Origin of the sequence: Mesorhizobium sp. B2-4-14, from assembly GCF_006442155.1 — a bacterium.
In the GTDB taxonomy this organism is placed as follows: Bacteria; Pseudomonadota; Alphaproteobacteria; order Rhizobiales; family Rhizobiaceae; genus Mesorhizobium.
Window position 1 is genome coordinate 16,002 of record NZ_VFVA01000037.1, and the last position, 26,846, is coordinate 42,847.

Consider the following 26,846-nt stretch of genomic DNA (forward strand, 5'->3'; position numbering starts at 1 on the left):
ACGCCCTAGCATAGCACGTGCCAAGGCCGGAGCCGGCCGCGTCTTGTCCAGCGGTGCGTCGCGAACCATGGAACCCCAGAAGTCGAACATCGTCGTCGTCACCGAAGGCGGGCCGCATATCTGGGCGGTCATCAACGCCATCGCCGACAGTTTGGGTCCCGTCAACGTCATCCTCGAAGCGCCTGAGTCCAAAAAGCAATTGCTGGTCAGGCGCGCCCGGCGCCAGGGTTGGGTCCCCGTCATCGGCCAGTTGGGCACGATGGTGCTGACGCGCCTGGGAAAGCGCTTCTTTGCCGGTCATGCCGACAGGATGATCGCCGAGCAGAACATGCAGCCCGAACCGAAACCGGGGCAGTCGATCATACACGTCCCCTCCGCCAACGCACCCGAATGCCTGGATGCCATAGCCACCCTCCGGCCGGGCGTCGTGTTTCTCGCCGGCTGCCGGATGCTGACGCGCGCCACGCTGTCGAAGATCACTTGTCCCGTTATCAACTACCACGCCGGCATCACCCCCAAATACCGTGGCATGAACGGCGGCTACTGGGCGCTGGCATCGGGTGATGCGCAAAATTTCGGCACCACCGTGCTGTTGGTCGATGCCGGCGTCGACACCGGCGGCGCGCTGCGGCAGGCGCGCGGCAAACCCGAACGCGGCGACAACATCTCAAACTATGCCCTGCGACAGGCCGCCTTTTCGCGCGACATCTGCGTGGCGGCGGTCCGCGATGTCCTGGCTGGAAGGCTCGCCACCATCGATCCGGGCTTGCCGTCACGGCAATGGTATCATCCGACCATCTGGTTCTATCTCTGGACGGGCCTCAGAACCGGAATCTGGTAGCTCTTCCTCGTCCGGACCAGCATGACGCGACGCAGCTTTCCGGCACGCCCAGCCCGCCGCCGGCACACGCCGGAAACGAATAAACGCACCTTTCATTTTACGACATCCAAATGCGTCGCTTTTGAATGCGCGCGCGTCGTCCCATAACAAGCGGGCCAACGAGGCTTGCGGCAATGCTCCAAAGTTCGAGGAGCGAGAATTCATGGCCGATCTTATCGTCGTCTACTGGCGCGACATCCCTGCCCAGGTCATCGTCAAGAAGGGCCGGCAGAACGCCAAGCGCGAACTGCCGCTGCGTTTCACCGAGGCGATCGACATGTGCGCCATGCGCACCGGCGCCGGCGGCACCGACGACTATCTCGCCGAATGGCGCAAGGCCGATCCGGTCCCGGTCGGCGACGATCTCGAAGCCGAGGTCGAAAAGGCCTTTCACGAGCTTGATGCGAAATATGACCGCGAGCGGCTGGTCGCTCTGGTCAAGGCGGGTGGCAAAGAAAATGTCTGACACGACTCCTGTCAAAGATGGCCAAAGGGTTGTCCAGCCGGTTACCCAGGCCACATTGGTCAAGAAGGCAGCGCCGAAATCCGACTACAAGCCGGCCGACGTGTCGCCGCAGCGGCGCGTACAGCGTTCCTTTGCGGTGAGATTGTGGTCTATTCGGCACTCGCGATTGCTCGAATGGTTCTATGCCCGCTTCGCAGACACCTTCCTGCTGCTGCATCCCTTATGGAAAGGCATCGGCTACGGCCGCGTCGAAGCCCCGGTGAAGTTCGTCGAGAAGCGCGTCAAGGGCTTCATGTTCGACTGTCGCATGTGCGGCCAATGCATCCTGTCGTCGACCGGCATGTCGTGCCCGATGAACTGCCCCAAGCAATTGCGCAACGGCCCATGCGGCGGCGTGCGCGCCAATGGCAATTGCGAGGTCGAGCCCGATATGCCCTGCGTCTGGGTCAAGGCCTGGGAAGGTTCGCAGAACATGGTCAACAACGACAAGATCCTGACCGTACAGAAGCCGGTCGATCAGTCGTTGCGCGAAACTTCGGCCTGGCTACGTGTCACCGCGCAGGCGGCGGCAGCCCGTGAAGCCGCCGCCGCGCCAAAGACCGGAGCCGCCGCATGAGCGCCCGTCAGCGCGACGAGAACCCGGCCGGCATTCACCTGCCGCTCGATCCCCTGCCCGGCCACTCTTCACGCGGCCGCCTGGAGCGTGTGCTGCGGCGCGGCGAATTTGCGGTGACGACCGAACTCAATCCGCCGGACAGCGCCGATCCCGAGGACGTCTACAACAGGGCCAGGATCTTCGATGGCTGGGTCGACGCCATCAACGCCGTCGATGCCTCGGGCGCCAACTGCCACATGTCCTCGGTCGGCATCTGCGCGCTTCTGACCCGCATGGGCTATGCCCCGATCATGCAGATCGCCTGCCGCGACAAGAATCGCATCGCCATCCAGGGCGACGTCCTGGGCGGCGCCGCCATGGGTGTCGCCAACATGCTGTGCCTGACCGGCGACGGCGTGCAGGCTGGCGACCAGCCCGGGGCCAAGCCGGTGTTCGACCTCGATTCCATGTCGCTGCTCGAAACCGTCCGCATCATGCGCGACAACGGCAAGTTCCTGTCCGGCCGCAAGCTTACGACGCCGCCGCAGATCTTCCTCGGCGCGGCCGTCAACCCGTTCGCGCCGCCCTTCGACTTCCGCCCGATCCATCTCGGCAAGAAGATCGCCGCCGGCGCGCAGTTCGTGCAGACGCAGTATTGCTTCGACGTGCCGATGTTCAAGACGTTCATGCAGAAGGCGCGCGATCTCGGCCACACCGAGAAGGTGTTCATCCTGTGCGGCGTCGGCCCGCTCGCCTCGGCCAAGACGGCCAAATGGATCCGCTCCAATGTGCCGGGCATCCACATTCCGGATACCGTCATCAAGCGGCTCGAGGGCGCCCAGGACCAGAAGAAGGAAGGCAAGCAGCTCTGCATCGACATCATCAACGAGGTGAAGGAAATATCAGGCGTCTCGGGTGTCCATGTGATGGCCTACCGCCAGGAGGAATATGTCGCCGAGATCGTCGATGAATCGGGCGTGCTCAAGGGCCGCCAGCCATGGAAGCGTGAGATTCGTCGCGACGATCAGATGGTCGCCGACCGGCTCGACCGCATCTTGCATGAGGACATTACCGAAACCCAGGTGGACATGGTGAAGACCGCGCATTGATCCGCGCGGAGAGCGACCATTCGCTTGATCAAAATCAGATAACGATATAAAGAACTCTTTATATCACGACGGAGAGATTTCATGACCCGGACCATCGTTGCCTCGGCGACACGAGAAATCATCATCGGCTTCGACCAGCCCTTCTGCGTGATTGGCGAGCGCATCAACCCGACCGGCCGCAAAAAGCTCGCCGCCGAGATGGTGGCCGGCAATTTCGAGACCGTCATCAAGGACGCGCTGGAACAGGCAGCCTGCGGCGCCACCATGCTCGACGTCAATGCCGGCGTCACCGCCGTCGACCCGAACGCGACCGAGCCGGCACTGTTGGTGAAGACACTGGAGATCGTTCAGGGATTGGTTGACCTGCCGCTGTCGATCGACTCGTCGGTGACCGCCGCGATCGAGGCCGCGCTAAAGGTCGCCAAGGGCCGCCCGCTGGTCAACTCCGTCACCGGCGAGGAAGAGAAGCTCGAAGCCATCCTGCCGCTGGTCAAGAAGTACAATGTTCCGGTCGTCGCCATCTCCAATGACGAGACCGGCATTTCGATGGATCCGGACGTGCGCTTCGCCGTCGCCAAGAAGATCGTGCAGCGCTGCGCCGATTTCGGCATTCCGGCGCACGATGTCGTCGTCGATCCGCTGGTCATGCCGATCGGCGCGCTGGGCGATGCCGGCCGCCAGGTGTTTGCCCTGCTGCGCCGTCTGCGTGAAGAGCTCAAGGTCAACACCACCTGCGGCCTGTCCAACATCTCCTTCGGCTTGCCGCATCGTCACGGCATCAACGCCGCCTTCATCCCGATGGTGATCGGCGCCGGCATGACCTCGGCGATCATGAACCCGGTGCGGCCGCAGGAAATGGAAGCCGTGCGCGGCGCCAATGTGCTCAACGGCACCGACGAGAACTGCACCAACTGGATCAGGACCTACAAGGACTACAAGCCGTCCGAAGGCGGCCAGGCCGTTGCCGCTCCGACCGCTGTCAACGCGCCGGGCGAAGGCGGCAGCAATGGCGGCCGCCGCCGTGGCGGCCGTGAAGCCCGCATGGCAAGGGGATAAGCGCGCAATCGTGAATTCACCTGCAAACATTACCGATCCGCTCGTGCTGTTCATGCCGTCCGGCAAGCGCGGGCGGTTTCCTGTCGGCACGCCGGTGCTCGATGCAGCGCGCCAGCTTGGCGTCTATGTCGAGAGCGTGTGCGGCGGACGCGCCACCTGTGGGCGCTGCCAGGTCGAGGTGCAGGAAGGCAATTTCGCCAAGCACAAGATCGTCTCCTCCAACGACCACATTTCGGCCAAGGGCCCCAAGGAAGAGCGCTATGAGCGCGTGCGCGGCCTGCCTGAACGGCGCCGCCTCTCCTGCTCGGCACAAATCCTCGGCGACCTCGTCATCGACGTGCCGCAGGATACCGTCATCAACGCGCAGACCATCCGCAAGGATGCCGACACCAGGGTGATCGCCCGCGATACGGCGATCCGCATGTGCTATGTCGAGATCGAAGAGCCCGACATGCACAAGCCGCTCGGCGATCTCGACCGGCTCAAGATCGCGCTGATGAAGGACTGGGGTCTCAAGAACCTCGAATTCGACTTCTATTTGCTGCCGCAGGTGCAGGGCATATTGCGCAAGGGCAACTGGACCGCCACCGCCGCCATCCACAAGGATGCCGACAGCGACATCGCGCGTGTCATCGCGCTGTGGCCCGGCCTCAAGAACGAGGCCTATGGGCTCGCGTGCGACATCGGCTCGACCACCATCGCCATGCATCTGGTGTCGCTGCTATCGGGTCGCGTCGCCGCTTCGTCGGGCACGTCGAACCCGCAGATCCGCTTCGGCGAGGATCTGATGAGCCGCGTCTCCTATGTGATGATGAACCCGGACGGCCGCGAAGGCATGACGGTCGCGGTGCGCGAGGCGATCTCCAGCCTCGTTGACAAGGTCTGCGCGGAAGGCAACGTCCAGCGCAACGACATCCTGGATTCCGTCTTCGTCGGCAATCCGATCATGCATCATTTGTTCCTCGGCATCGATCCGACCGAACTCGGCGGCGCCCCCTTCGCGCTTGCCGTCTCGGGCGCCGTGCGCATCAAGGCATCCGACATCGGCCTCAAGCTCAACCAGGGCGCGCGGCTCTACATGCTGCCTTGTATCGCTGGCCATGTCGGTGCCGACGCGGCTGCCGTCACGCTGTCGGAAGGTCCGCATCGCCAGGACGAGATGATGCTGATCGTCGACGTCGGCACCAACGCCGAGATCGTGCTCGGCAACCGTGCGCGGGTCGTGGCGGCCTCTTCCCCGACCGGCCCGGCCTTCGAGGGCGCCGAAATCTCCGGCGGCCAGCGTGCGGCCCCCGGCGCCATCGAGCGCGTGCGCATCGATCCCGAAACGCTGGAGCCGAAATATCGCGTCATCGGCTCGGAACTGTGGTCCGACGAACCGGGCTTCCTCGACAGCGTGCAGGCGACCGGCGTCACCGGCATCTGCGGCTCCGGCATCATCGAGATCGTGGCGGAAATGTATCTCGCCGGTATCATTTCGGAAGATGGCGTCGTCGACGGCTCGCTCGCCGCGCGCTCGCCGCGTGTCGTCGCCAACGGCCGCACTTTCTCCTATGTGCTGAAGGAAGGCGAGCCGAAGATCACCATCACCCAGACCGACGTGCGCGCCATCCAGCTCGCCAAGGCGGCGCTCTATGCCGGCACCAAGCTGCTGATGGAAAAGCAGCACACCGAGCATGTCGACCGCATCCACTTCGCCGGCGCCTTCGGCTCGTTCATCGATCCGAAATACGCCATGGTGCTGGGCCTGATCCCCGATTGCGACCTGGACAAGGTCTCGGCCGTCGGCAACGCCGCCGGCGCCGGTGCGCGGATGGCGCTGCTCAATCGCGGCTATCGCCGTGAGATCGAGGAGACGGTGAGCCAGATCGAAAAGATCGAGACCGCGCTGGAACCAAAATTCCAGGAGCATTTCGTCTATGCCATGGCACTGCCGAACAAGGTCGATCCGTTCCCGAAACTGTCGGCGGCGGTGAAACTGCCGCCACGCAAGACGGTGAGCGAGGACGGTGTGGCAGGCGATGCCACCCCGCGCCGGCGCTCACGCGAAGGCCACGCGGCGCGGCGGGGCCGCGAGTAGTCATGCAAAGAAGAATGCCGCGTGTCATCTGACGCCGCATTTTTCTGACAATCCTGGCGCCGCCCCTCATCTGCCTGCCTCAATTACCTGGGCAAAATTCATTTGCATGCAAATGTTTCCGGATCGAGTCGATCCGGAAACCGAAACGCTGTTTTCGCGAAATCCATCCGATACATATTCAACGCATTTAGCGGACGTCGAAACGGCGGCCGGAGATCTCCACGACCACGGCCGCCTCAGTTCTCAAGGAGATAGAAATGTCGATGTTCGAAAACCTCAACCGCTTCGGTGTGACCATCAGGCAGGCCCATGCCAGGAACAAGGCGATCCGCGCGCTGAATGCCCTGCCGGCGCATGTCCAAAAGGACATCGGCTGGCCGGCCTCGCCGCCGAGCGACCCACAGGCGGCACTCGCTTCGCTGCTCCTGGGCACCACGCGCTGATGAATTTCGCCGACAAGTGCAAATTGCTCGTCAGGCGCCGGAGACCTCGCATGCTCCCGGCGGTGACCAGCAACCGGCTGCGCGCCGCACTTTTGCCGTGCCGCTGACTGCGGCATGGATCACACCGCCGTGTGGACACGGCGTAAATCTTGACATTTTTGGCCAACGCACGATCTTCGCAAGAGAGGGGGAATTCTCTTAGTCGGCTGCAGCCGAAGCTCGTGTATGCGCATGCCAAGTTTGAAAAGCCATTTCGTTTCCTTCGTGCTCAGGTACAGCCGCAAGAAGGCGTTTTCCAGCCCTGAAAACCTGCGGCGCTGGATTGCTGCCGCGCGCAAGACGGAGGATCATCGACCGCCAGCCTCGTTGCACCAGCGTTTCAACATAGAGGCGCACATGGTCGACGGATTCCCGGTCTACGAGATCGCCCCCAGGGCCGGCGAGCGCAAACGGATTCTCTACCTGCACGGCGGCGCCTATGTCTTTGAAATCACGCCCTACCATTGGCATCTGATTGCCGACATGGCCGACCGGCTCGGCTATGCCGTCACCGTGCCCATCTACCCCATCGCTCCCGAGCATGACTTCCACGCCATGTTCGGCATGGTCGGCGATGTCTATCGCCGCATGCTCGACGAAACGGAGCCGGACGACATTATCTTCATGGGCGATTCAGCCGGCGGCAACATGGCCGTGGTGCTGACCATGATGGCCGCCGAGGAACGATTGGCTCTGCCGTCGCGCCATGTGCTGATCTCGCCTGGTCTCGACATGTCGCTCGCCAATCCCGAAGTGTTCGAGGCCGAGGGCAAGGATCCCTGGCTCGGCATCGCCGGCGGCCTGGAGGCGATCCGGATGTACAGTGCCGGGATCGACCGCACTGACTGGCATATCAGCCCGCTCTACGGCGATCTCTCCGTGCTGCCGAAGACACTCCTTTTGACCGGTTCGCGCGACATGCTCAGTCCCGACAATTTGATCTTCGCCAAGAAGGCGCGAGCCGCGGGCGTCGAGGTCGATGTCATCTACGAGGAAGGCATGTTCCACGTCTGGCCATTGATCGACATGCCGGAATCGCGGCGGGCCCGCCAACGCATGGCCGCGTTTCTGAGCAGCGAAAAACCCGCGGATCAGGGCAAAAGCGAGGCGATCAGCTGGTCGGTCAAGGCTTCATCAAGCGATCCATTCAAGACCGGATTGGCGAGCATGTAGATCGCCTGCAATATTTCTTCATGATGTTCCGGCTGATACTCGATGTCTTCCCTGCATTCGATCAGGTCAGCCCATGCTTCCACATCGGCAGCGGTAAGAGCTCCCGCTCGGGCCCGTTGTAGGACGCTCACGATCTGATAAGCAGTCAGCATCACCACCGGGGTGTCGGACCAGCCCAGCACGCCGATTGTCTCAGCCAGATGATCAACCGGTTTTGCGAACCTGACGAGATCGCCGAGCACCGAAGCTCGGTTCATCGCGACACCTGTCAGAATTTTCCGGTTTCCCGGAACACTTCGAAGGTCGCGCGGATGTGGTCGGCGACGGCCTTGACCGGTGCGCTGGCGTCCGGTGCCACCACCATGGCCAGATTATAGGTGCCGATGTCGGGCATGCCGTCCTTCGGGCAGAGCTCGACCATATCGTTGCCAAGGAACGACTTCGGCAGCGGCGCTACGGCGAGATCGGACATGATGGCGGCACGCTGGCCGGCCGTATGGGCGCTCATATACGCTATGCGGTAGTTGCGGCCCTCGCGTCCCAGCGCATCGAGCGCACCGGCGCGCCAGGCGCAGCCTTCTTCCCACAGCGACACCGGCAGCGGTTCGCGCAGATGCGCGCAGCCACCCTTGGCGCCGGCCCACACGATCGGCTCGGTCAGGAGCACCTCGGCACCGAGCGCGCTGGTCTTGTAGGAGTTCGTCAGAAGCGTGATGTCGAGCGCGCGGTCGTCCATGCGCCGGCGCAGATTGCTGCTCTGGTCGATGGTGACGTCGACGGCGATCGAGGGATGCGATTGCGCGAAACGCTTCAGCACATGCGGCAGCACGCGCTCGCCATAATCATCCGGCGAGCCGAGCCGGACCACGCCGACAATGTCGGGAATGATGAACTTCGAGACCACCTCGCGGTTGATCGACAGCAACCGCCGGGCATAGCCGAGCAGCATTTCGCCATCCGTCGTCAGGGTCACCGAGCGGGCATCGCGGGCGAACACCGAGCGGCCAAGAATATCCTCCAGCTTCTTGATCTGCATCGACACCGCCGACGGCGTGCGAAAGACGGCATTGGCGGCAGTGGTGAAGCTGCCGGTCTCGGCAATCGCCACGAAAGTGCGCAAAACGTCAAGATCGAGCAGCGGCAGCGGATGATTGAGTGGGGCGTTCATGGCGATCGGCCTTCAATTTTTCTGATACAAAGCATCATTCCATTTCGTTTGATTGAACATCAGATCAGGAGCATAGTCAACTGCATCGATTGAGGATGCTGCCATAAGCAGCCATGAAACGACTCCGACACAGACCTGCAATCGATATGAAATGAAGCTGAAACAGACCTGACGTAACCAGCCGCTGCCTGGGCATCGCCGCCTGGCGCATAAGGAGAAATGAAATGTCTATCCTGTCCTCCCTCGGCCGCATCGCGACCGAATTCAGCGCGGCCCGCGCCCGCTACCAGACCGAACGCGCCATCCGCTCACTGCCGATCGAACTGCAGAAGGATATTGGCTGGCCTGAAGCTGCCGACGCCAAGACCGGCATGCGCAACGGCATCGGATCCTGGGCTGGAGCAAAGTAGATCGTGTGTACCCTGTGCTGAAGGCCTGCCGTGCATTCCGCCCGGCAGGCCTTCTCGTTTTATTGGACGTTTCTTGTCGTTTTATTTGTATTCAAACGAATTCAGGAGCCATGCCGCCGCTGCATGGCGCATATGAACAAGCCGCATAGCATCTCGTTTTCCGAACTAAGCCACTGTAAACAATCGCGAATTCTGGACACTCCCGCCCCGCCTTGTCGCATGTTGTCGCTTTTCATATCAAGCGCTTCGCTTTTGCGATTTAGTTTCAGCTCACACAAGCCTATATCACCGTCAGCAAACGAGCTGCCCCACTCCATCAAGCGAAGGCGACCCGTCTGAGCAACCGATTGGAGATGATCATGAAGCTTTTTTCCCGCCTCTTTGCACGCCGCGAAATGAACCTGACCACCGCTCTTGAGCGCCAGCGCCTCGCCAACACCATGCCTGGCCAGACCGGCGCCATGGCTGCGGCGCGCCTCGGCTTCGTCGCCTAAATTTTTTTGAGACAGCGCTCCCTGCTGCTGGCTTCACGACTGTAACGCCGCCTGGCTCAAGCCAAGGCGGCGTTTCTGTTGTGCCGCGTTGCGCCCGCGCTCGTCCCGGATCGCATCATGGGTTCCCGCCTGTGAATTGCCCATTTGCGACCCATGTCGCAAATTTAATCTTGTCCAAGCGGTGTAGCCAATTGACAAGCATGGGATTTCCTGATGTCGCTATGCTATTCGCGACATCCTGTTCGCGTCATGGCTGCGTGAGGTTCCCGTGAACGCCGTTAAGCATCCGATCAAGCGATCGTTTGTATTCTTCCTTATTCCCGATTTCACCATGATCGCTTTTGCGACCGCGCTCGATCCGTTGCGCTCCGCCAACCGCATGCTCGGCTACGAGGCCTATCGCTGGCGCCTCGCCAGCATCGACGGCAAGCCGGTGCGCGCTTCGAACGGTGTGGAATGCGCGGTCAACACCTCGCTGGAGGAGGAACGCAAGAAGATGGCGGGGCCGGATCGTCCCAACATGGCCATCGTCTGCAGCGGCATTAATGTCGAGCGCTACCAGAACAAATCGGCCTTCGCCTGGCTGCGCGAAGAGTATAATCGCGGCGTTGCCGTCGGCGGCCTGTGCACCGGCGCGCATATCCTGGCCTCCGCCGGCCTGCTGTCCAACAAGCGCTGCGCCATCCATTGGGAGAACCTGCCGGGATTTTCCGAAGCGTTTCCCAAGGCCAATGTCTTTGCCGACCTCTTCGAGATCGACCAGAACATCTATACCTGCGCCGGCGGCACCGCTGCGCTCGACATGATGCTGAAGCTGATCGGCGACGATTTCGACGAGAGCCTCGTCAACCGCGTCTGCGAGCAGGTGCTGACCGACCGCGTGCGCAGCCCGACCGACCGCCAGCGCCTGCCGCTGCGCGCGCGTCTTGGCGTACAGAACTCGAAAGTGCTGACCATCATCGAACTGATGGAGGCGAACCTCTCCGAGCCGCTGTCGCTGATCGAGATCGCCGATCATGTCGACCTGTCGCGCCGCCAGATCGAGCGCCTTTTCCGCACTGAGATGGGACGCTCGCCTGCCCGCTACTATCTGGAAATCCGGCTCGACCGCGCCAGGCATCTCTTGATCCAGTCCTCGATGCCGGTGGTCGAGGTGGCGGTCGCCTGCGGCTTCGTCTCGGCCTCGCATTTCTCCAAATGCTACCGCGAGCTCTATGCCCGTTCGCCGCAGCAGGAGCGCGTCGACCGCAAGCAGTTGCTGGCGGCCTGATCCGAAACTACCGGATCAAGCCTCGGCTGGTTTCACCTGTGCTGTCCGCATCGCCTCGGCGCGTATGTCCTCGGTCAGCCGCGCCTTCAACGCCGAGAATTCCGGGCTGGTCTTCAGCGTGTAATGGCGCGGATGCGGCAGGTCGATGGCGACGTCCGATTTGATGCGGCCGGGCCGCGCCGTCATCACGGTCACGCGCGAGGCCATGAAGATCGCCTCCTCGATGTCGTGGGTGACGAACAGCACCGTCTTCTTGCGCCGCTCCCAGATGCCGAGCAGAAGCTCCTGCATCAGCCCGCGCGTCTGGTTGTCGAGGGCGCCGAACGGCTCATCCAGCAACAGGATCTCGGGATCGTTGGCCAGCGCGCGGGCAATCGCCGTGCGCTGCTGCATGCCACCCGAAAGCTGCTTTGGCCAATGGTTTTCGAACCCCTTCAGCCCGACGAGATCGACATAGGACGCGACGACCCCGTCCCGCTCCTTTTCAGCCATGCCGCGTTCGCGCAGGCCGAAGGCGATGTTTTCAGCGACCGTCAGCCATGGGAACAGCGTGTAGGACTGGAAGACCATGCCGCGGTCCGGTCCCGGGCGCGTCACCGCCTTGCCGTCGAGCAGCACGCGGCCTTCGCTCGGCGCCTCCAGGCCGGCGACGATTCTGAGCAGCGTCGACTTTCCGCAGCCTGACGGCCCCAGAATGGTGATGAAGTCATTGGCGGCGACCGCCAGGTCGATCGGCATCAATGCCTTGACCGGCTGTCCGCCGCGCACGCCGGCAAAGGTACGCGAGACTCCCTCGATGAGAAGTTTGCTCACGCCAGGCTCCACGGAAAGAGCCAGCGGTTGAACGCCTTGAAGGCGAAATCGGACAACAGGCCGATCAGACCGATGACGATGATGCCGAAAATGATCTGTCCGGTCGCCAGCCGCGACTGGCTGTTGATGATCATGTAGCCGATGCCAGAGGACGAGCCGATCAGTTCGGCGACGATGACATAGGTCCACGCCCAGCCGAGCACAAGCCGCAGCGTCTCGGCGATTTCAGGCCCATTGGCCGGCATGATCACCCGCTTGACGATGCTGTTGTTGGTCGAGCCCAGCGTATAGGCGGCCTCGACCAGATCGCGCCGCGTCGACCCGACCTTGACGGCGATGATCAGGATGATCTGGAACACCGAGCCGACGAAGATGACCAGCAGCTTCTCCAGTTCGCCAATGCCGGCCCAGAGGATGAGCAATGGAATGAAGGCCGAGGCCGGCAGGTAGCGGGCAAAAGAGACGAAGGGCTCCAGGAATGCTTCCACCGGCTTCCAGGCGCCCATGGCGATGCCGAGCGGCACGGCGACGACCGAGGCCAGCACGAAGCCGCCGAAAACCCGCCAGATGGTGATCAATATGTCGAGCCAGAAACGGTCCTCGACCAGCAGGCGCCATCCGTCCCTGAGCATCGACAGCGGGTCGGCGAGGAAGATGCGGTTGACGTGGCCGCCAAGTGTGATCCAGGCCCAGAAGACCACGAACAGCACGAAGAAGGAAATGCCGAGCACGGTTCGAATGCCCGGCGAGACCGGATGCAAGGGGCGCATCTTCATCCTTTGTCGGAGGGAAAGCGACGGCGCCCGGCGCCACCGCGTGATGCCCAGGGTTGATCCGTCAGTTCGCCACCGCGCTGATGTCTGCAAGCGTAGTGACGTCGGGCGCTTCCTTGATCAGTCCCATCTGCAGCAAAAGCGCGCCTGCGGTCTTGGAAAAGTCCGGGAATTCCTTGGTGAAGAACTGCTTGTTCTCCGCCTTGTCCGCCCATTTCAGGTATTTTGCCGAATCCTCGAATTCCTTGGCCGACTGCTTCACGTCGGCGCCCATGATCTCGTAGGATCTCTGCGGATCCTTCTTGATCAGGTCGAGCGCATCGAAATAGCTGTCGGCGAGCGCCTTGGCGGCATCGGGATTGGCCTTGAGGAATTCGGGCGTGCAGCCGACCGTATCGAGAACCATCGGATAGTCGAGCGTGGTCGCCAGGATATGGCCCTGGTCGGCCTTGTCGCGCACGGCCGAGATGAACGGCTCATAGGTGACCGCCGCGTCGTTCTGGCCGGCAAGGAAGGCTTGGGCCGCCGCGTCCGGCTCCAGATTGACGACCGTCACGTCCTTGGTCGACATGCCATTCTTGTTCAGCACCCAGGCGAGCAGGAAATAGGGCGACGTGCCCGGCGCCGAGGACGCGACGGTCTTGCCCTTGAGATCGGCGACGGTCTTGATGTCGTTGCGTACGACGATGCCGTCGGCGCCATAGGATTTGTCGAGCTGGAAGATCTGCTTGGTGGTCACCCCGCTGGCGTTCCACACCAGCCAGGTCTCGACCGTGGTGGCGGCGCATTGCAGGTCGCCGCTGGCGATGGCGAGCGGACGGCTGGCCTGCGGCACCTTCTTCAAGGTCACGTCGAGACCGTGCTTTTCGAAGAGACCTGCCTGCTTGGCAAGCGTCAGCGGTGCGAAGCCGGTCCAGCCGCTGATCCCTATGGTCAGCGACGTGGCGGCCATGGCCGGCGCCGACAAGCCGGCGGCAAGTGTCAGAGTTGCGGCAAGAACGGCGATCCTGGTCATGTCAGTTCCCCTTTTGTTTTATCTGAAGGGAATTGTCTCACAGACGTCAATCGGCTTGTCAATCAACAGGATGGTGAGGCGCACGGAGACCCAGGCAGTGTCCTGCAACCAGATCGGCGGCCGGCCACCAGCCGGCCGCCCGAAACCCGGTATCAGTAGCCATCACAGTAGCACTCTGCGGACGAGATTCGGTCGTTCCAATCGCCTCCGAGCTCGCGAACCCGGTGCCTGATCTCGATCGATTCGCCGCTCATATTCGTATCCTCATAGGCAACCAGCGTGCAGCCCCGGCGAACGAACACCGACGATACACGGTCGTTCCAGAACTGGCCGCCGCGAAAATTCACGGAATCGTCGGGGCCCATCTCGATCGACCGTCCGCGAAAATTCACGTGCTCGAACATGACGCAGGCAGGCTGGTCGTCATATTGGGCGCTGGCGCCGTCGGCAAAAAGGACCGACGCGACGGCAGTCAGGATGACAAGGCGTTTCATCTCATGTTTCCTCGGTTTGGCCGCGACGCCCCTAGCCTGAATAGCATGACCTGGCACTCTGCCACCGCTTCGGGCGGCGAGGCAAGCTTAGAGTATGATGCCGAAAACTGTGAAGCGGTTTTCGGACGACATTGTGCTCTATCTCTTTGATCTAAAGGCAGATTCAGATTTCAGATCGATTCGACCTGAAATCATTCTGGCTCTAGCGGTTGTCGAGCCTCCAGTTGCGGTTGCGCCACATTTTCTCGCCGATCTGACAGTCGACGGCGGGCTTGTCCTGCGCCAGCACCACTGGCGGGTGATCGGCTGCTTCCGCCGCCCATTGCGGTGACGCCGAACCGGCGAGCTCGAGCACCAGCTTGCGGCGGATAGCTTCGGGAAATTGCGTCCAGTCGTTGACCGGGATCATGAAGGCTCCGGGGCCGCCGATGACGCAATCGCTGTAGTAGCGGTCGAGATCGTTGACGTCATAGGCGCTGGTGAAGCCGCCTCGGGTCATCAGCGGCAGGCCGTTGATAACGATGCCCTGTCTGACCACCGCGTCCCGGGTGAGATTGACTGGCGCGCCCTGGTTGTTGGGTCCGTCACCGGAAACGTCGATGACGCGCCTGGTCCCTTCGTAGCCGCTTTCGGCGAGAAGGTCGCTGCCGAATTCCAACGCGCCGGAGATCGAGGTGCGCCGCGCGCTGTCGGGCGGCTGGGCCGACAATTGCGCCACCACGCGCTCCGCGTCAGCGCGGTTGGCGATCACCGTCCACGGCACGATGACGCGCTGCCATGTTGTGCCGGCCCACTCGACATAGGTGACCGCGATCTTGCCGTAGGTGCCATTGGCAATGGCCCGCAGCACATTGTCATGCGTCAGCGCCGCCGCGTAGCCATGGCGCTGGATCTCGAGTTCGTCCGCCGACATCGACAGCGAAACGTCGACCGCCAGCACCAGTTCGACATCGACCGGCTCGTCCGCGCGGGTCCCGGGCGCCAGCCAGAGAATCAACGCCAGCGCAGCGCAGCTCGAAAGGAAATGTCTTGCGCTCGGGAAAGCAGACATTCCTTGAGGGTAAGCGAAAACGGCCCGGTTAAAAAGACAAAAGCCCGGCTCTATGCCAGGCTTTTGCGATCAGTCCGTTGCTCCGTCCGCGATCAGCTGCGCGGCTTGAGGTTCTCCGGGTCGTAGAGCGGCTTGTAGCCGACGCTGGCCACTTCGACCGGATAGGTCTCGCCGAAATACTCCACCTCGAGCTTGCGGCCCTCTTGGGCATAGGCCCAGGGCAGGTAGGCGAGCGCGATGTTCTTGCCAATGGTCGGGCCATAGGCGACCGACGTCGTGAAGGAGCGGCGGCCGAGTTCGTCGACGAGCGTCTCGCCGGTTGCCGGATCCATCACAGGCATGATGCCGACGGGGTAGCGGGCAACACCCTTGCCGTCCTTGTTGTCGGTCATGACAAGCGTGCACAGCATCGCCGGCTGGTGCTCGCGGGCGCGATATTCCAGATGCTTGGCCTTGCCGCAGAAATCGTTCTCCTTGACCTTCGGACGCGCGAGATCGGCTTCCAGCAGATTGTATTCGGTCAGCAGGTCGGCGTTCTGCAGGCGCAGGCTCTTTTCCATGCGGCGCGTGTTGGCGTAAGTCTCGACGCCGAATGGCATGACGCCGGTCGAGCGCAGCGTGTCCCAGACGGCTAGGCCGTCCTCGTAGCGCATATGCAGTTCCCAGCCCTGCTCGCCAACATAGGAGATACGGAACGCGGTGACGTCCTTGCCGCCGATCCGGATCGGCTTGATCGCGGCGAACGGGAAATTCTCCAGCGACAGCCCTTCGGGATTTTCGACCACCTTCTGCAAGGTCGTGCGGGCGTTCGGCCCCCATATGCCGATCGTGACGTATTTTTCCGTCACATCGGTGATGGTGACGTCAAAACCTTTGTCCTGCGCCGTTCGGCGCATGTACTGGAAGTCGCGTGGGCCGGCGTCGGCGCCGTCGATGACGCGGCAGCGGTCGGCCATGCGGATGACGGTGAAGTCGGCGCGCACCATGCCTTCCTCGTCGAGGAAATGGGTGTAGATGCCCTTGCCGATATTGTTGTCGCCGCCGATCTTGGCCGCGCAGAGCCACTCCAACAACGCGACGTGGTCAGGTCCTTCGACGTCATACATCGAGAAGTGCGACAGGTTGACGATGCCGCAATCCTCGCTCATCGCCAGGTGCTCGGCATTGGAAACGCGCCAGAAGTGCCGGTTGTCCCATTCGTTCTCGCGCACCGGCACGCGGTTGCCGTATTTCTCCAGGAGATGCTCGTTGGCGGCATAGCCATGCGCGCGCTCCCAGCCGCCCAGTTCCATGAAGTAACCGCCGAGCTCCTTCTCGCGCTCCCAGAACGGCGAGCGCTTGATGTTGCGGCCCTTGGAGAACGGCTCGCGAGGATGCACCGCCGGATTGTAGACCTTCATCGCCGTCTCGGTGCAGCGATCCCAGATGAACTGCTCCTTCATCTGGTGCGGATAAAAGCGGGCATAATCGATGGCGTGGTGGTCGATCACGGTACGGCCGTCCGTCATCCAGTCGGCGATCAGCTTGCCCATGCCGGGGCCGTCCTTGACCCAGATGGCGACGGCATACCACAGGCCCCTCACCTTCTGGCTCTCGCCCATGGACGGACCGCCATCGGCCGTCACCTGCAGCAGGCCGTTGAAGGAATGGCTTTCATTGTAGCCGAGTTCGCCCAGGATCGGCGTCAGTTCCATGGCGCGTTCGAGCGGCGCCAGGATCTGCTCCATGTCGAGGTCGCGCTGCGAGGGCGACAAACGCGCCTGATCCTTCTCCAGCAGGTCACGCGGATGGCAAAGGCGCGGATTGGTCTCTTCGTAATAGCCCCATTCGATCTGCCCGCCCTCGGCGGTCTTGGGATCGCCCGTGTCGCGCATATAGGCCGAGTTGCCCTGGTCGCGCAGCAGCGGCCAGCCGATCTCCTTGCCGGTGCCGGCGAACTCATTGTAGGGTCCGAAGAAAGTCAGCGGATGGTCGATCGGCATGACCGGCAGGTCCTCGCCCACCATCTCGGCGATCAGCCGCCCCCAGATGCCGGCGCAGACGATGACATAGCCGGCTTCGATCGTGCCCCGATCGGTGACGACGGCGCTGATGCGGCCATCCTTGACCACCAGCGACTTGGCTGGCGTGTTGGCAAAGGACTTGAGCTTGCCCGAGGCTTCCGCCTGGTCGACGAGCTTGCCGGCGACAGTCTGCGAGCGCGGAATGACGAGGCCGGCATCCGGATCCCACAGGCCGCCCTGCACCATCTTTTCTTCGATGAGCGGGAATTTTTCCTTGATCTCGCCCGGCTCGATCAGTCGCGCGCGTGTTCCAAACGCTTTCGCAGAGGCGATCTTGCGCTTGATCTCGTCCATGCGGCTGTCGTCGCCAACGCGGGCAACCTCGAGACCGCCGATGCGGGCGTAGTGACCCATCTTCTCGTAGAAATCGATGGAATAGAGCGTCGTCCAGCAGGACAGGAAGTCGTGGCTGGTCGTGTAGCAGAAGTCGGAGGCGTGCGCCGTCGAGCCGATATCGGTCGGGATGCCCGACTTGTCGATGCCGACAATATCGTCCCAGCCGCGCTCAATCAAATGATGAGCGATCGATGCGCCGACAATACCGCCGAGGCCAATGATGACGACCTTCGCCTTTTTCGGAAACTCTGCCATTGCCCGCGACTCCAGTGTGATAAAGCGCGCGGACTATAGGGCCGAGCGATGGGGCTGATGAAGCCTGTTTGCGACATTCGGAAAAAGCCAAGCGACTAAGTCCTATCTCAGGAGCGGGCAGCGCGTCGACTTCGACCTTGATCATGCCGGGGCGATTGCGCACCGGTCGAAAAATAGTGAAACGCCCGGTTGTAGGCGGCCGCCGAGGTCATATGTCCGGCGTCATTGTTAACCCGCTACCGAAACAATAAAAAGGCCGAGCAATGCCCGGCCTTTCCAACCATGCCGCAGAGATTACTTTATGCGGGCAACGCCGCCTGAGATTTCGACGGTTTCCGAACCGGTCAGGGCTTCAAGATCGCCATTGGGCAAAGTGACGAAGCAGCCATTCTGGCAGAACTCAACGGTTTCCCCTCCAGCCAGCGCAAGTTCGGTCTTACTGCCACCCTCCGTCACGACCAGCGTGCGGGTCTCGGCGTCCTTGTTGACCGCGCTGGCGGCATGGGCCGAGCCGCTCACGGCGAGCAAGGCGACGGCAGCGACGAGAGACTTCCACATGGTGCAATATCGGTGTTCCCACCGCCCCTGTTGCATTTCGCAAGGCATTTTCGCCCGTTGCATGGGAGCTTATATGAGATGGAAGCTGAACCGCAACTGAATGCCGCATTCATGCCGCAATTGGCTTTGGCTTCTCCAGTGCAGGCCGCAGGCGCACGCCGGCCCTGTTGATTTCAAGACCGATCTGCACACGGCACTCCCCGTTCCGATCGCGAAGAGCTGACCGGCTCCGATATCTAGTCGGGATCGGGCTTGCGCGCCTTGCGTCCTGATTTGGCGGCTCGTTTCGCCTCGGCCGCGGCCTCTGTCTTCGCCTGTTCCTGCTCTATGAAATCGGCTTCGATCTTGTCGTCGTCAGTCGGCCAAGCCTTCGCGTGCTTGGTCTCGACGACGGCTCGCGGCGTCGAAGGGATTTCGATATGCTGGTCGTCGAATTTCTCGAGCACGGCGAAGCGGACGTCGTTCTGCACAATGTTGCCATTCATCACATCGGCCAGGAAAACCCTGATTTCGAATTCGAGCGCGGCCGCGCCGAAATTGGAAAACAGCACGAAAGGTTCGGGGTTCTTCAGCACCAGCGGATGGCTGCGCGCGATCTCGAGCAGGACGGCATGGACCTGCTTGACGTCGCTGCCATAGGCGACACCGATCTTGATGTCGATGCGGCCGAGTTTGTTGCGGTGCGTCCAGTTGCCGACGGCGTTGTTGATCAGGTTTGAATTGGGCAGAATCACCGACTGCCGCTGGAATGTTTCGATCTCGGTGGCGCGGACGCTGATCTTCTTGACCGTGCCGCTGATCTCACCGGCGACGATCCAATCGCCGACCTTGAACGGCCGCTCGGCCAGCAGGATCAGGCCGGAAACGAAGTTGGACACCACATTCTGCAAGCCAAAGCCGATACCGAGCGATAGAGCGCCGGCGACCAGCGCCAGGCTGGAGAGGTCGATGCCGGCAGCCGAGATGCCGACGAGTGCCGCCAGCGCCACGCCGGCATAGCCGACCGCCAGCCGGATCGAGTTGCGCACCCCGGTATCGACCTTGCCGCGCGCCATCACCGAACCGTCGAGCCAGCCCTGGAACCAGCGCGTCAGGAAATAGCCGATGATGAAGACGACGACACCGGAGAGGATGCCGGTGACCGAAATCGTCACCGAACCGATGGTGATCCCCGTCGCCAGCCTGTAGGCCCAGGCCTGGATATCGCCCAGCTGGAACCCCCACATCAGCAGGATCAGCGGCAGGAACACCAGCACGATCATCAGATTGATGGCGACGCTGACCACGAGGCCAAGCTGGTCGAGTGCGGTGTCTTCATAGCTGGAGTTGACCGACAGCCAGCGCCCGACAGTGGTGTTGGCGAAAGCGCCCTCCTCACCGATCGCCTGCGCCGACAGGAAGCCGATATAAGCGGTAATGAGCGCGGTGCCGGTGACCACGACCTGTAGCGAGACGAACAGCGCAAGGCCGATATAGCCGAGCAAGGCGGCGATGATGGTGAAAAGGCCGAGTGACAGCGCCAGGTAGCGCAGCCATGCCGGCCACGGCCGCCAGCTTCCGTCGCGCGCCTTGAACGGCCGCAGCATCGCCATCAGGATCAGGATGACGCCGACGATAATGGTTGCGAGGAAACTGCGGGCAATAGTCAGCGACAGTGGCGAGCCCATCTTGTCGTTCACGATCGACAGGAAGGTGTTGAAGCTGATGACCACGGCCATTGCCGTGGCCAGGCGCACCAGCCAGCGTGCCGGCCCCGTTTCGACCGGAATGAGGCGCCAGTTCGGCAGGCGCGGCGACAGAGCCGCATTGGTCAGCCGGTTGACGCAGAACACCACGCCGATGACGCTCGCCAGCGCATTCAGAAAGAGTCCGATATCGCCGCGCAACACGTTGTAATAATTAAAGAAGAAGATCGTCGACCCAAGAAAGGCGCCGACCGCCAGCGTGGGCAGCAGGGTCGACCAGAAGGCAACCGAGAGGCGGCTGAGATAGGACGGATCCTCGTTGGTGGGGTCAGCTTCGAACACGCGCCCGAACAGGCGCCTGCCGCCGACCAGCAGCACCAGGGCCAGGCCGAGCGCGACGAAGGTCGCCGCAAGAATGGCCTGGAACTTGAACTTGAAGGCGAAGCTCAGCCAGGAAGACACCGCCTTGTAGAAATTGCGGAACTCGTCGCGGGCGTCCGAAAAGACCTGCGGGCTCAGCGCGTCCGACAGCACATAGCGCTTCGTCAAAAGATTGCGGAAAAGCGCGCTGCGCATATTGCCGATCTGGTCGATCAGCCCGCTGATGCGGATCGACAGGGCCTGGGCTTGCGAAATGACAGCGTTGATCTCGGCCTTTTCGGACGTCAGCGCCTGGCGTTCGGCGCTCACGATATCGGGCTCGGGCGGCTGGCCCGCGGCGGGCGCCGGGCCGAGTTGCTGAACTCTGGCGTTGATCTCGGCAAGGCGCGTGCGGAAGGCAAGCGCGGTGTTCAGCGACTCGCGGGACAGTTCCTCAAGCTGCAGGCGGATATCGACGAGACTTGAATCCTCCTCACCGTCCTGCTGAATCTTCTTCTCGAGACCATCGGTTTTTGCCGTCAGGTCCTTGATCATCTTCTGCTGATCGGCGATCAGTCCCGGGGGTGCCGGGCTGGCCGCGGGCGCCGCCGGAACCGGGCTGCCACCCGGCGCTACGGGAGCCTGGCTGGCCCCTGGCGTCGCGGGAGCCTGACCTGCGACCTGGGCGATGGCGCCGAGCGGCGCTGATGCGACAAGCGCGCAGACCAGAATCAGGCGGAAGAAGCGGAAAAGCATGATTTCTTGGCGACTCACGGGCGGCAAAGGCATTTGAAGAGCCCGTCCTTGATAAAGACGGCCATATCATGGAGCAAGCTGTCGCATCCGCCGCCTGTTTCCGCCCGATCGCCGATTCTTGAGTCGGCCAGTCGAAAGGCAATGGCGCAATATTGGCTTTGCGCTTGCGGCCTGCTCTATAGTCTGCCGCATCGCCCGAACCGGATGACAATGATGGCAGAGTACTCGGCCTTTTCGCTGCTCGCGAATGCGCTCAAGGGAAACAAGGACTGGAAGCCGGCCTGGCGCAAGCCGGACCCGAAAGCTTCCTATGATGTCATCATCATCGGCGGCGGTGGGCATGGCCTGTCGACCGCCTATTATCTTGCCAAGGAACACGGCATGACCAATGTCGCGGTGCTGGAAAAGGGCTGGCTCGGCTCCGGCAATGTCGGCCGCAACACGACGGCCGTGCGCTCGAACTATCTGCTGCCGGCCAACACACGCTTCTACGAACACTCGATGAAGCTGTGGGAGGACCTGTCGCACGAACTCAATTACAATGTCATGTTCTCGCAACGCGGATGCTTGAACCTGGCCCACACGCCGGCCCAGTTCGACGACTATGCGAGGCGCGGCAATGCCATGCGCCATCTCGGCGTCGATGCCGAACTGATGACGCCGGCCGAGATCAAACGCCTGATCCCGGCGCTCGATATCTCCAATGAGGCGCGGTTTCCGGTGGTCGGCGGCCTGATGCAACGGCGCGCCGGCACCGCCCGTCACGACGCCGTGGCCTGGGGCTATGCGCGCGGCGCCGACCGGCGCGGCGTCGACATCATCGAGAATTGCGAAGTCACCGGCTTCCTGCGCGACGGCGACCGCATAACCGGCGTCACCACATCGCGTGGCGATATCAGGGCCAAGAAGGTGGCGGTCGCAGTGGCCGGCAGCACCGGACGCGTCATGCAGCTGGCCGGCGTCGAGACGATGCCGATCGAGAGCCACGTGCTGCAGGCCTTCGTCACCGAATCGCTGAAGCCCTTCATCGATACCGTCGTGACCTTCGGCATGGGTCATTTCTACATGTCGCAGTCCGACAAGGGCGGCCTTGTCTATGGCGGCGACATCGATGGCTACAACAGCTACGCCCAGCGCGGCAACCTGCCCATCGTCGATGAGGTGATGAGCGAGATGCTGGCCCTGTTTCCGGGTCTCGCCCGCGTGCGCATGCTGCGCTCCTGGGGCGGCGTCTGCGACATGTCGATGGACGGCTCGCCGATCATCACCACCGGCCCCTTGCCCGGCATGTACCTCAATTGCGGCTGGTGCTATGGCGGCTTCAAGGCAACGCCGGCCTCAGGCTGGTGCTTTGCCTGGACCATCGCCAAGGACGAGCCGCACGACTTCAATGCCGCCTTCACGCTCGACCGCTTCCATCGCGGCCTGGTGATCGACGACAAGGGTCAGGGCGCCAACCCTCGACTTCATTAAGCAAGGCTTCATCAGGAATATACCGTGCTGATCACCTGTCCCTATTGCGGCCCGCGCGACGTCATCGAGTTCACCTATCAGGGTGACGGCAACCGCGAGCGTCCCGACCCGGCCTCGCAGAATTTCGAGGCGTGGAATGCCTATGTCTATGACCGGCTGAACCCGGCTGGCGACCACAACGAGATCTGGCAGCATTCCGGCGGTTGCCGGGCCCATCTGCGGGTCGTGCGCAACACGCTGACCCATGAGATTTCGAGCGTCGCCTTCGCGCGCGGCGACCATGGTTCGGCCTCGCGTCACAAGGCGGAAGACAAATCATGAGCCCGCGCCGCACAGACACTGGCGGCCGCATCGACCGGCTGAAGACCATCCGCTTCACCTTCGACGGCGTCGCCTATACCGGCCATGCCGGCGACACGCTGGCGTCCGCGCTGCTTGCCAAGGGCGTTACCCTTTTCGGGCGCTCGTTCAAATACCACCGCCCGCGCGGCTTGCTCACCGCCGGTGTCGAGGAGCCCAATGCGCTCGTGACGGTGCTAAAGGGTGAGGTGCGCGAGCCAAACATTCCGGCGACCATGGTCGAGATCCATGATGGGCTGGTCGCCGTCAGCCAGAACCGCTTCCCGTCGCTCGCCTGGGACATCCATGCCGTCAACCAGCTCGGCGGCAAGATCCTGTCGGCCGGCTTCTACTACAAGACCTTCATGGGACCGGTGTTCGGCCCGCTGAAGGGCACGCGTTTCTGGATGTTCTGCGAGCACTTCATTCGCCGCGCCGCCGGCCTCGGCAGCGCCGGATCGGCGAAGGACCCGGCCCGCTACGAGCGTATGAACGCTTTTTGCGACGTGCTGGTGGTCGGCTCCGGCCCCGCCGGCCTGATGGCCGCCAAAGCCGCCGCCGATAATGGCGCCCGCGTCATCCTGGCCGATCTCGAGCCGCGTTTCGGCGGTTCGGCCAACTGGTCCGATGAAACCATCGACGGCGCGCCGGCAACCGATTGGGTGCGGCGCACCGTTGCCCAGCTTGAAGGCCGGGATAATGTCCGGCTTCTGCCGCGCACCACGGTCTGGGGCTACTACGACAACAACACGCTTGCCGCGCTCGAGCGGGTCAGCGACCACAAGGAACAGCCGGCCAAGGGCGAGCCGCGCCATCGCTATTGGGCGATCCGCGCCAAATCCGTGGTGCTGGCCACCGGCGCCTTCGAGCGCCCATTGGTTTTCCCGGGCAATGACAGGCCGGGCGTGATGCTGGCGCATGCGGCGCAACGCTATGCCAACGAATTCGGCGTACTGCCGGGCGAGCGGATCGCGCTGTTCACCAACAATGACAGCGCCTATCGCGCTGCCGTCGCCCTGAAGAAAGCGGGGGCCGCGATCGTTGCCGTCGTCGACGTCAGGCCCGAACTTTCGGCTGAGATGCGCAGCCTCGCCACGGAAGCCGAGGCCGAAATCTTTACCGGCCACGCCGTCGTCGCCACCGAGGGCGGCAAGGCGCTGTCAGGCATCAAGGTTCAGCGCTTCGACATGGTTACCGGCGCGCTCACCGGCGATGCGCGCAGCATCCATGCCGACTGCCTGCTGATGTCGGGCGGCTGGTCGCCGACCATCCATCTGGCCAGCCAGGCCGGTGCGAAAGCGGAATGGGATGCCGCGCGGCAAGCCTTCCTGCCGCCGAAGCCAACGCAGCAATCGCCGACACAGCAGTGGCCAACACAGCAGTGGACCGGAGCCGGCGCCTTCACCGGCAGTTTTTCCACCGTCGAGGCGATCGCCGAAGGCCGCGCCGCCGGCCTCGCGGCAGCCGGTGGAACCGGCACTCCGGCGGCCTTGCCCTCTGTCGAAGCCGTACCCGGCGACCCCGATCCGGCGCCGGTGTTCGAGATCAGGGCCAGGGGCAAGAGCTTTGTCGACTTCCAGCACGACGTGACGGCGGAGGATGTCCGGCTGGCGCATCGCGAAGGCTTTGTCTCGGTCGAGCATCTTAAGCGCTACACCACGCTTGGCATGGCGACCGACCAAGGCAAGAGCTCCAACGTTCCCGGCCTCGCTATCATGGCCGAGGCGCTGGGCAAGCCGATCCCGGAAGTCGGCACGACCCGTTTCCGGCCGCCCTTCGCGCCGGTCTCGATCGGTTCGCTGGCGGCGGAGCGCTTTGGCGACCTGAAGCCCGAACGGCTGACGCCGATGCACGACTGGCATGTCGAAAATGGCGCAACCCTCTATTCCGCCGGCCTCTGGTACCGGCCGATGATCTACGGGCTTTCAGGCGAAACGGTCGAGCAGGCCTATGTGCGCGAGGCCAGGGCGACGCGCGAAAGCGCCGGCATCGTCGACGTCTCGACGCTGGGCAAGATCGCGGTCCAGGGCCCCGACGCCGCCGCGTTCCTCGACCGCGTCTACACCAACATGTTCTCGACGCTCGCCGTCGGCAAGGCCCGCTACGGGCTGATGCTGCGCGAGGATGGTTTTGCCTTCGACGACGGCACCACCTGGCGGCTCGGCGAACAGGATTTCCTGATGACAACCACGACGGCCAATGCCGGTAAGGTGATGCAGCATCTGGAGTATTTCCTCGATGTGATCTGGCCGGAACTGAAGGTCCACGTCACCTCGGTGACCGACGAATGGGCCGGCGCTGCGATCGGCGGGCCGAAGGCCCGGCAGATTCTGGCCGCCTGCGTCACCGGCACATCGGTCGATAACGCCGCCTTGCCTTTCATGGGCATCGTCCACGGCGAGATAGCAGGCGTGCCGGTTATGATTTGCCGGCTATCTTTCTCCGGTGAAATGGCCTTCGAGGTCTATTGCGGCGCCGGCCACGGCACGCAGGTCTGGGAGGCGCTGATCGAGGCCGGCAAGCCGTTCGGGCTGGTCACCTACGGGCTCGAGGCGCTGGGCACGATGCGCATCGAGAAGGGCCATGTCACCGGCGCCGAGATCGACGGCCGCACCACGGCGCGCGACCTGCATCTCGACTGGATGCTGTCGAAGAAGAAGCCGTTCATCGGCTCGGCGATGATGGACCGCGAAGGCCTGGTCGCGTCCGACCGTCTGGAACTGGTCGGCCTGATCGCGCTCGACAACCGGCCGCTCAATGGCGGTTCGCACATTGTTGAGGAGATCGACGAAGCCAATCCGCACGGCTCGATCGGCCACATCACCGCCTGTTGCTACTCGCCGGCGCTCGGCAAGCATATCGCGCTGGCGCTGGTCAAGGACGGCAAAGCCAGGCACGGCAGGCGTGCCCACGTCTCCGATCCCCTGCGCAACCGCTTCGGGCCGGTGGAGATCGTCTCCAACCATTTCTACGATCCGGAAGGGACCCGCATGCATGGTTGAGCGCCAATCCCCCCTCGAGCCGGAGTTTCACGTCGGCTCGCATGGCAATTTCGAACATGGCGTCGAGATCCTCCTGACCGAAACGAGCCCGGGCTCGATCGTGCAGCTCGCCGCATGGCCGGGCGAGGAGAAGAGACTGATGGCAGCCATCGACGCCGTCACCGGGCTTGCGCTGCCTGATGGCGCCGGCGGCGGTCTGAGTAACGGCGTGAAATCGGTATTCGGCTTCGCGCCGGGAAAGTTCACGGTTGTCGATGAGGCCGAAGGGCTGGCCGCGGCCTTTTCAAAGGTGGTGACGCCGGACATCGGCACGGTGACGGACCTGTCGCATGGCCGCACGGCGATTCGCCTTGCCGGTCCGAAGGCCGAATGGGTGCTGGCGAAGTTCTTCGCCATCGATTTCGCACTGCCGGCCTTTCCCATCGGCGCGGGCCGCTCGACTGCCCACCACGATGTCTTCGCCCAGATCCAGCGCACTGGCGCCGATCAGTTCGACATCTATGTCTTCCGCTCCTTCGCGCGTTCGTTCTGGAAGGCGCTTTGCCATGCCAGCGAGGAAGTCGGCTACGAAGTGCAATAGATGATGTGGCCGGACCGCCGCTTAGTCGCGGCTTCTGGCCTCAAGGCCAGCCGGCTCTGCCGCTAGAGAATCCTCCCACGGGCGCCCATGATGTCAAAACGTGGCCGTCC

Annotated in this window: 25 protein-coding genes; 15 read left to right on the forward strand and 10 right to left on the reverse strand. The window is 62.8% G+C overall.

What is annotated here, in order from left to right; all coding sequences use genetic code 11:
* The first annotated feature begins 67 nt into the window (after window positions 1-67).
* From FJ938_RS24555 to FJ938_RS24590, 8 genes are all read left to right on the forward strand, one after another.
* Complete coding sequence (locus FJ938_RS24555) at window positions 68-841, forward strand: formyl transferase (protein WP_140698328.1); 774 nt, start codon at window positions 68-70, stop codon at window positions 839-841.
* Between the two features lie 202 nt (window positions 842-1,043).
* Window positions 1,044-1,346 carry a virulence factor gene (locus FJ938_RS24560; protein WP_137933169.1) on the forward strand — a complete coding sequence of 101 codons (303 nt, stop codon included), beginning with the start codon at window positions 1,044-1,046 and terminating at the stop codon, window positions 1,344-1,346.
* The gene (locus tag FJ938_RS24565) at window positions 1,339-1,962 is read left to right on the forward strand and encodes a methylenetetrahydrofolate reductase C-terminal domain-containing protein (RefSeq protein WP_140698331.1); all 624 of its coding nucleotides are present in this window, start codon (window positions 1,339-1,341) and stop codon (window positions 1,960-1,962) included. Before FJ938_RS24560 ends, FJ938_RS24565 begins: the two co-directional genes overlap by 8 nt.
* Complete coding sequence (locus FJ938_RS24570) at window positions 1,959-3,050, forward strand: methylenetetrahydrofolate reductase (RefSeq protein WP_140698334.1); 1,092 nt, start codon at window positions 1,959-1,961, stop codon at window positions 3,048-3,050. The genes FJ938_RS24565 and FJ938_RS24570 overlap by 4 nt, the downstream gene beginning before the upstream one ends.
* Window positions 3,051-3,131: 81 nt before the next feature.
* Window positions 3,132-4,106: a methyltetrahydrofolate cobalamin methyltransferase gene (locus FJ938_RS24575; protein WP_140698337.1), complete on the forward strand. Its 975-nt coding sequence runs from the start codon at window positions 3,132-3,134 to the stop codon at window positions 4,104-4,106.
* Window positions 4,057-6,186 carry an ASKHA domain-containing protein gene (locus tag FJ938_RS24580; RefSeq protein ID WP_140612313.1) on the forward strand — a complete coding sequence of 710 codons (2,130 nt, stop codon included), beginning with the start codon at window positions 4,057-4,059 and terminating at the stop codon, window positions 6,184-6,186. Before FJ938_RS24575 ends, FJ938_RS24580 begins: the two co-directional genes overlap by 50 nt.
* 257 nt (window positions 6,187-6,443) lie before the next feature.
* Entirely contained in the window at window positions 6,444-6,629 is a 186-nt protein-coding gene (locus FJ938_RS24585) for a hypothetical protein (protein WP_140612315.1), read from the forward strand.
* Between the two features lie 231 nt (window positions 6,630-6,860).
* The gene (locus tag FJ938_RS24590) at window positions 6,861-7,841 is read left to right on the forward strand and encodes an alpha/beta hydrolase (RefSeq protein WP_140612317.1); all 981 of its coding nucleotides are present in this window, start codon (window positions 6,861-6,863) and stop codon (window positions 7,839-7,841) included.
* Here FJ938_RS24590 and FJ938_RS24595 read toward each other — a convergent pair.
* Together FJ938_RS24595 and FJ938_RS24600 are read right to left on the reverse strand one after the other, a co-directional pair.
* On the reverse strand, window positions 7,760-8,098 hold the full coding sequence (locus FJ938_RS24595) for a hypothetical protein (protein WP_140612319.1): 339 nt from the start codon (window positions 8,096-8,098) through the stop codon (window positions 7,760-7,762). The genes FJ938_RS24590 and FJ938_RS24595 overlap by 82 nt on opposite strands.
* A gap of 11 nt (window positions 8,099-8,109) precedes the next feature.
* Window positions 8,110-9,009: a LysR substrate-binding domain-containing protein gene (locus FJ938_RS24600; RefSeq protein WP_006335555.1), complete on the reverse strand. Its 900-nt coding sequence runs from the start codon at window positions 9,007-9,009 to the stop codon at window positions 8,110-8,112.
* Between the two features lie 224 nt (window positions 9,010-9,233).
* Here FJ938_RS24600 and FJ938_RS24605 point away from each other — a divergent pair, with 224 nt between their 5' ends.
* From FJ938_RS24605 to FJ938_RS24615, 3 genes are all read left to right on the forward strand, one after another.
* Entirely contained in the window at window positions 9,234-9,419 is a 186-nt protein-coding gene (locus FJ938_RS24605; RefSeq protein ID WP_140612321.1) for a hypothetical protein, read from the forward strand.
* A gap of 359 nt (window positions 9,420-9,778) precedes the next feature.
* Window positions 9,779-9,913: a hypothetical protein gene (locus FJ938_RS30335; protein WP_081295128.1), complete on the forward strand. Its 135-nt coding sequence runs from the start codon at window positions 9,779-9,781 to the stop codon at window positions 9,911-9,913.
* A 268-nt stretch (window positions 9,914-10,181) separates the two neighbouring features.
* Window positions 10,182-11,183, forward strand: coding sequence for a GlxA family transcriptional regulator (locus FJ938_RS24615; RefSeq protein ID WP_140612323.1), 1,002 nt, complete (start codon window positions 10,182-10,184; stop codon window positions 11,181-11,183).
* Between the two features lie 15 nt (window positions 11,184-11,198).
* Here the strand turns inward: FJ938_RS24615 and FJ938_RS24620 are convergent, their stop codons facing one another.
* From FJ938_RS24620 to FJ938_RS24655, 8 genes are all read right to left on the reverse strand, one after another.
* Entirely contained in the window at window positions 11,199-11,996 is a 798-nt protein-coding gene (locus FJ938_RS24620) for an ABC transporter ATP-binding protein (RefSeq protein ID WP_140698339.1), read from the reverse strand.
* Window positions 11,993-12,766, reverse strand: coding sequence for an ABC transporter permease (locus FJ938_RS24625; protein WP_140698392.1), 774 nt, complete (start codon window positions 12,764-12,766; stop codon window positions 11,993-11,995). Before FJ938_RS24625 ends, FJ938_RS24620 begins: the two co-directional genes overlap by 4 nt.
* 67 nt (window positions 12,767-12,833) lie before the next feature.
* The gene (locus tag FJ938_RS24630; RefSeq protein ID WP_140698341.1) at window positions 12,834-13,784 is read right to left on the reverse strand and encodes an ABC transporter substrate-binding protein; all 951 of its coding nucleotides are present in this window, start codon (window positions 13,782-13,784) and stop codon (window positions 12,834-12,836) included.
* 152 nt (window positions 13,785-13,936) lie between these two features.
* Entirely contained in the window at window positions 13,937-14,278 is a 342-nt protein-coding gene (locus FJ938_RS24635; RefSeq protein ID WP_140698344.1) for a peptidase inhibitor family I36 protein, read from the reverse strand.
* A 202-nt stretch (window positions 14,279-14,480) separates the two neighbouring features.
* On the reverse strand, window positions 14,481-15,329 hold the full coding sequence (locus FJ938_RS24640) for a DUF1194 domain-containing protein (protein ID WP_140698347.1): 849 nt from the start codon (window positions 15,327-15,329) through the stop codon (window positions 14,481-14,483).
* Between the two features lie 92 nt (window positions 15,330-15,421).
* Window positions 15,422-17,983, reverse strand: a complete 2,562-nt coding sequence (locus FJ938_RS24645) for an FAD-dependent oxidoreductase (RefSeq protein WP_140698350.1) — start codon at window positions 17,981-17,983, stop codon at window positions 15,422-15,424.
* 294 nt (window positions 17,984-18,277) lie between these two features.
* Complete coding sequence (locus FJ938_RS24650) at window positions 18,278-18,541, reverse strand: hypothetical protein (RefSeq protein ID WP_027145877.1); 264 nt, start codon at window positions 18,539-18,541, stop codon at window positions 18,278-18,280.
* 236 nt (window positions 18,542-18,777) lie between these two features.
* Window positions 18,778-21,342, reverse strand: coding sequence for a mechanosensitive ion channel family protein (locus tag FJ938_RS24655; protein ID WP_140698353.1), 2,565 nt, complete (start codon window positions 21,340-21,342; stop codon window positions 18,778-18,780).
* Window positions 21,343-21,555: 213 nt separating this feature from the next.
* Here FJ938_RS24655 and FJ938_RS24660 point away from each other — a divergent pair, with 213 nt between their 5' ends.
* From FJ938_RS24660 to FJ938_RS24675, 4 genes are read left to right on the forward strand one after another with little or no spacing between them, the layout of a single operon-like run.
* Complete coding sequence (locus FJ938_RS24660; RefSeq protein WP_140698356.1) at window positions 21,556-22,815, forward strand: sarcosine oxidase subunit beta; 1,260 nt, start codon at window positions 21,556-21,558, stop codon at window positions 22,813-22,815.
* Between the two features lie 24 nt (window positions 22,816-22,839).
* Complete coding sequence (locus FJ938_RS24665; protein ID WP_140612346.1) at window positions 22,840-23,136, forward strand: sarcosine oxidase subunit delta; 297 nt, start codon at window positions 22,840-22,842, stop codon at window positions 23,134-23,136.
* The gene (locus tag FJ938_RS24670) at window positions 23,133-26,156 is read left to right on the forward strand and encodes a sarcosine oxidase subunit alpha (protein ID WP_140698359.1); all 3,024 of its coding nucleotides are present in this window, start codon (window positions 23,133-23,135) and stop codon (window positions 26,154-26,156) included. The genes FJ938_RS24665 and FJ938_RS24670 overlap by 4 nt, the downstream gene beginning before the upstream one ends.
* Window positions 26,149-26,736 carry a sarcosine oxidase subunit gamma gene (locus tag FJ938_RS24675; protein ID WP_140698362.1) on the forward strand — a complete coding sequence of 196 codons (588 nt, stop codon included), beginning with the start codon at window positions 26,149-26,151 and terminating at the stop codon, window positions 26,734-26,736. The genes FJ938_RS24670 and FJ938_RS24675 overlap by 8 nt, the downstream gene beginning before the upstream one ends.
* Window positions 26,737-26,846: the final 110 nt, after the last annotated feature.

Bases quoted from the DNA above. Each gene is read 5' to 3' on its own strand.
- FJ938_RS24555 (WP_140698328.1), top strand. From the start codon at position 68: ATGGAACCCCAGAAGTCGAACATCGTCGTCGTCACCGAAGGCGGGCCG.
- FJ938_RS24560 (WP_137933169.1), top strand. From the start codon at position 1,044: ATGGCCGATCTTATCGTCGTCTACTGGCGCGACATCCCTGCCCAGGTC.
- FJ938_RS24565 (WP_140698331.1), top strand. From the start codon at position 1,339: ATGTCTGACACGACTCCTGTCAAAGATGGCCAAAGGGTTGTCCAGCCG.
- FJ938_RS24570 (WP_140698334.1), top strand. From the start codon at position 1,959: ATGAGCGCCCGTCAGCGCGACGAGAACCCGGCCGGCATTCACCTGCCG.
- FJ938_RS24575 (WP_140698337.1), top strand. From the start codon at position 3,132: ATGACCCGGACCATCGTTGCCTCGGCGACACGAGAAATCATCATCGGC.
- FJ938_RS24580 (WP_140612313.1), top strand. From the start codon at position 4,057: ATGGCGGCCGCCGCCGTGGCGGCCGTGAAGCCCGCATGGCAAGGGGAT.
- FJ938_RS24585 (WP_140612315.1), top strand. From the start codon at position 6,444: ATGTCGATGTTCGAAAACCTCAACCGCTTCGGTGTGACCATCAGGCAG.
- FJ938_RS24590 (WP_140612317.1), top strand. From the start codon at position 6,861: ATGCCAAGTTTGAAAAGCCATTTCGTTTCCTTCGTGCTCAGGTACAGC.
- FJ938_RS24595 (WP_140612319.1), bottom strand. From the start codon at position 8,098: ATGAACCGAGCTTCGGTGCTCGGCGATCTCGTCAGGTTCGCAAAACCG.
- FJ938_RS24600 (WP_006335555.1), bottom strand. From the start codon at position 9,009: ATGAACGCCCCACTCAATCATCCGCTGCCGCTGCTCGATCTTGACGTT.
- FJ938_RS24605 (WP_140612321.1), top strand. From the start codon at position 9,234: ATGTCTATCCTGTCCTCCCTCGGCCGCATCGCGACCGAATTCAGCGCG.
- FJ938_RS30335 (WP_081295128.1), top strand. From the start codon at position 9,779: ATGAAGCTTTTTTCCCGCCTCTTTGCACGCCGCGAAATGAACCTGACC.
- FJ938_RS24625 (WP_140698392.1), bottom strand. From the start codon at position 12,766: ATGCGCCCCTTGCATCCGGTCTCGCCGGGCATTCGAACCGTGCTCGGC.
- FJ938_RS24630 (WP_140698341.1), bottom strand. From the start codon at position 13,784: ATGACCAGGATCGCCGTTCTTGCCGCAACTCTGACACTTGCCGCCGGC.
- FJ938_RS24635 (WP_140698344.1), bottom strand. From the start codon at position 14,278: ATGAAACGCCTTGTCATCCTGACTGCCGTCGCGTCGGTCCTTTTTGCC.
- FJ938_RS24640 (WP_140698347.1), bottom strand. From the start codon at position 15,329: ATGTCTGCTTTCCCGAGCGCAAGACATTTCCTTTCGAGCTGCGCTGCG.
- FJ938_RS24645 (WP_140698350.1), bottom strand. From the start codon at position 17,983: ATGGCAGAGTTTCCGAAAAAGGCGAAGGTCGTCATCATTGGCCTCGGC.
- FJ938_RS24650 (WP_027145877.1), bottom strand. From the start codon at position 18,541: ATGTGGAAGTCTCTCGTCGCTGCCGTCGCCTTGCTCGCCGTGAGCGGC.
- FJ938_RS24655 (WP_140698353.1), bottom strand. From the start codon at position 21,342: ATGCTTTTCCGCTTCTTCCGCCTGATTCTGGTCTGCGCGCTTGTCGCA.
- FJ938_RS24660 (WP_140698356.1), top strand. From the start codon at position 21,556: ATGGCAGAGTACTCGGCCTTTTCGCTGCTCGCGAATGCGCTCAAGGGA.
- FJ938_RS24670 (WP_140698359.1), top strand. From the start codon at position 23,133: ATGAGCCCGCGCCGCACAGACACTGGCGGCCGCATCGACCGGCTGAAG.
- FJ938_RS24675 (WP_140698362.1), top strand. From the start codon at position 26,149: ATGGTTGAGCGCCAATCCCCCCTCGAGCCGGAGTTTCACGTCGGCTCG.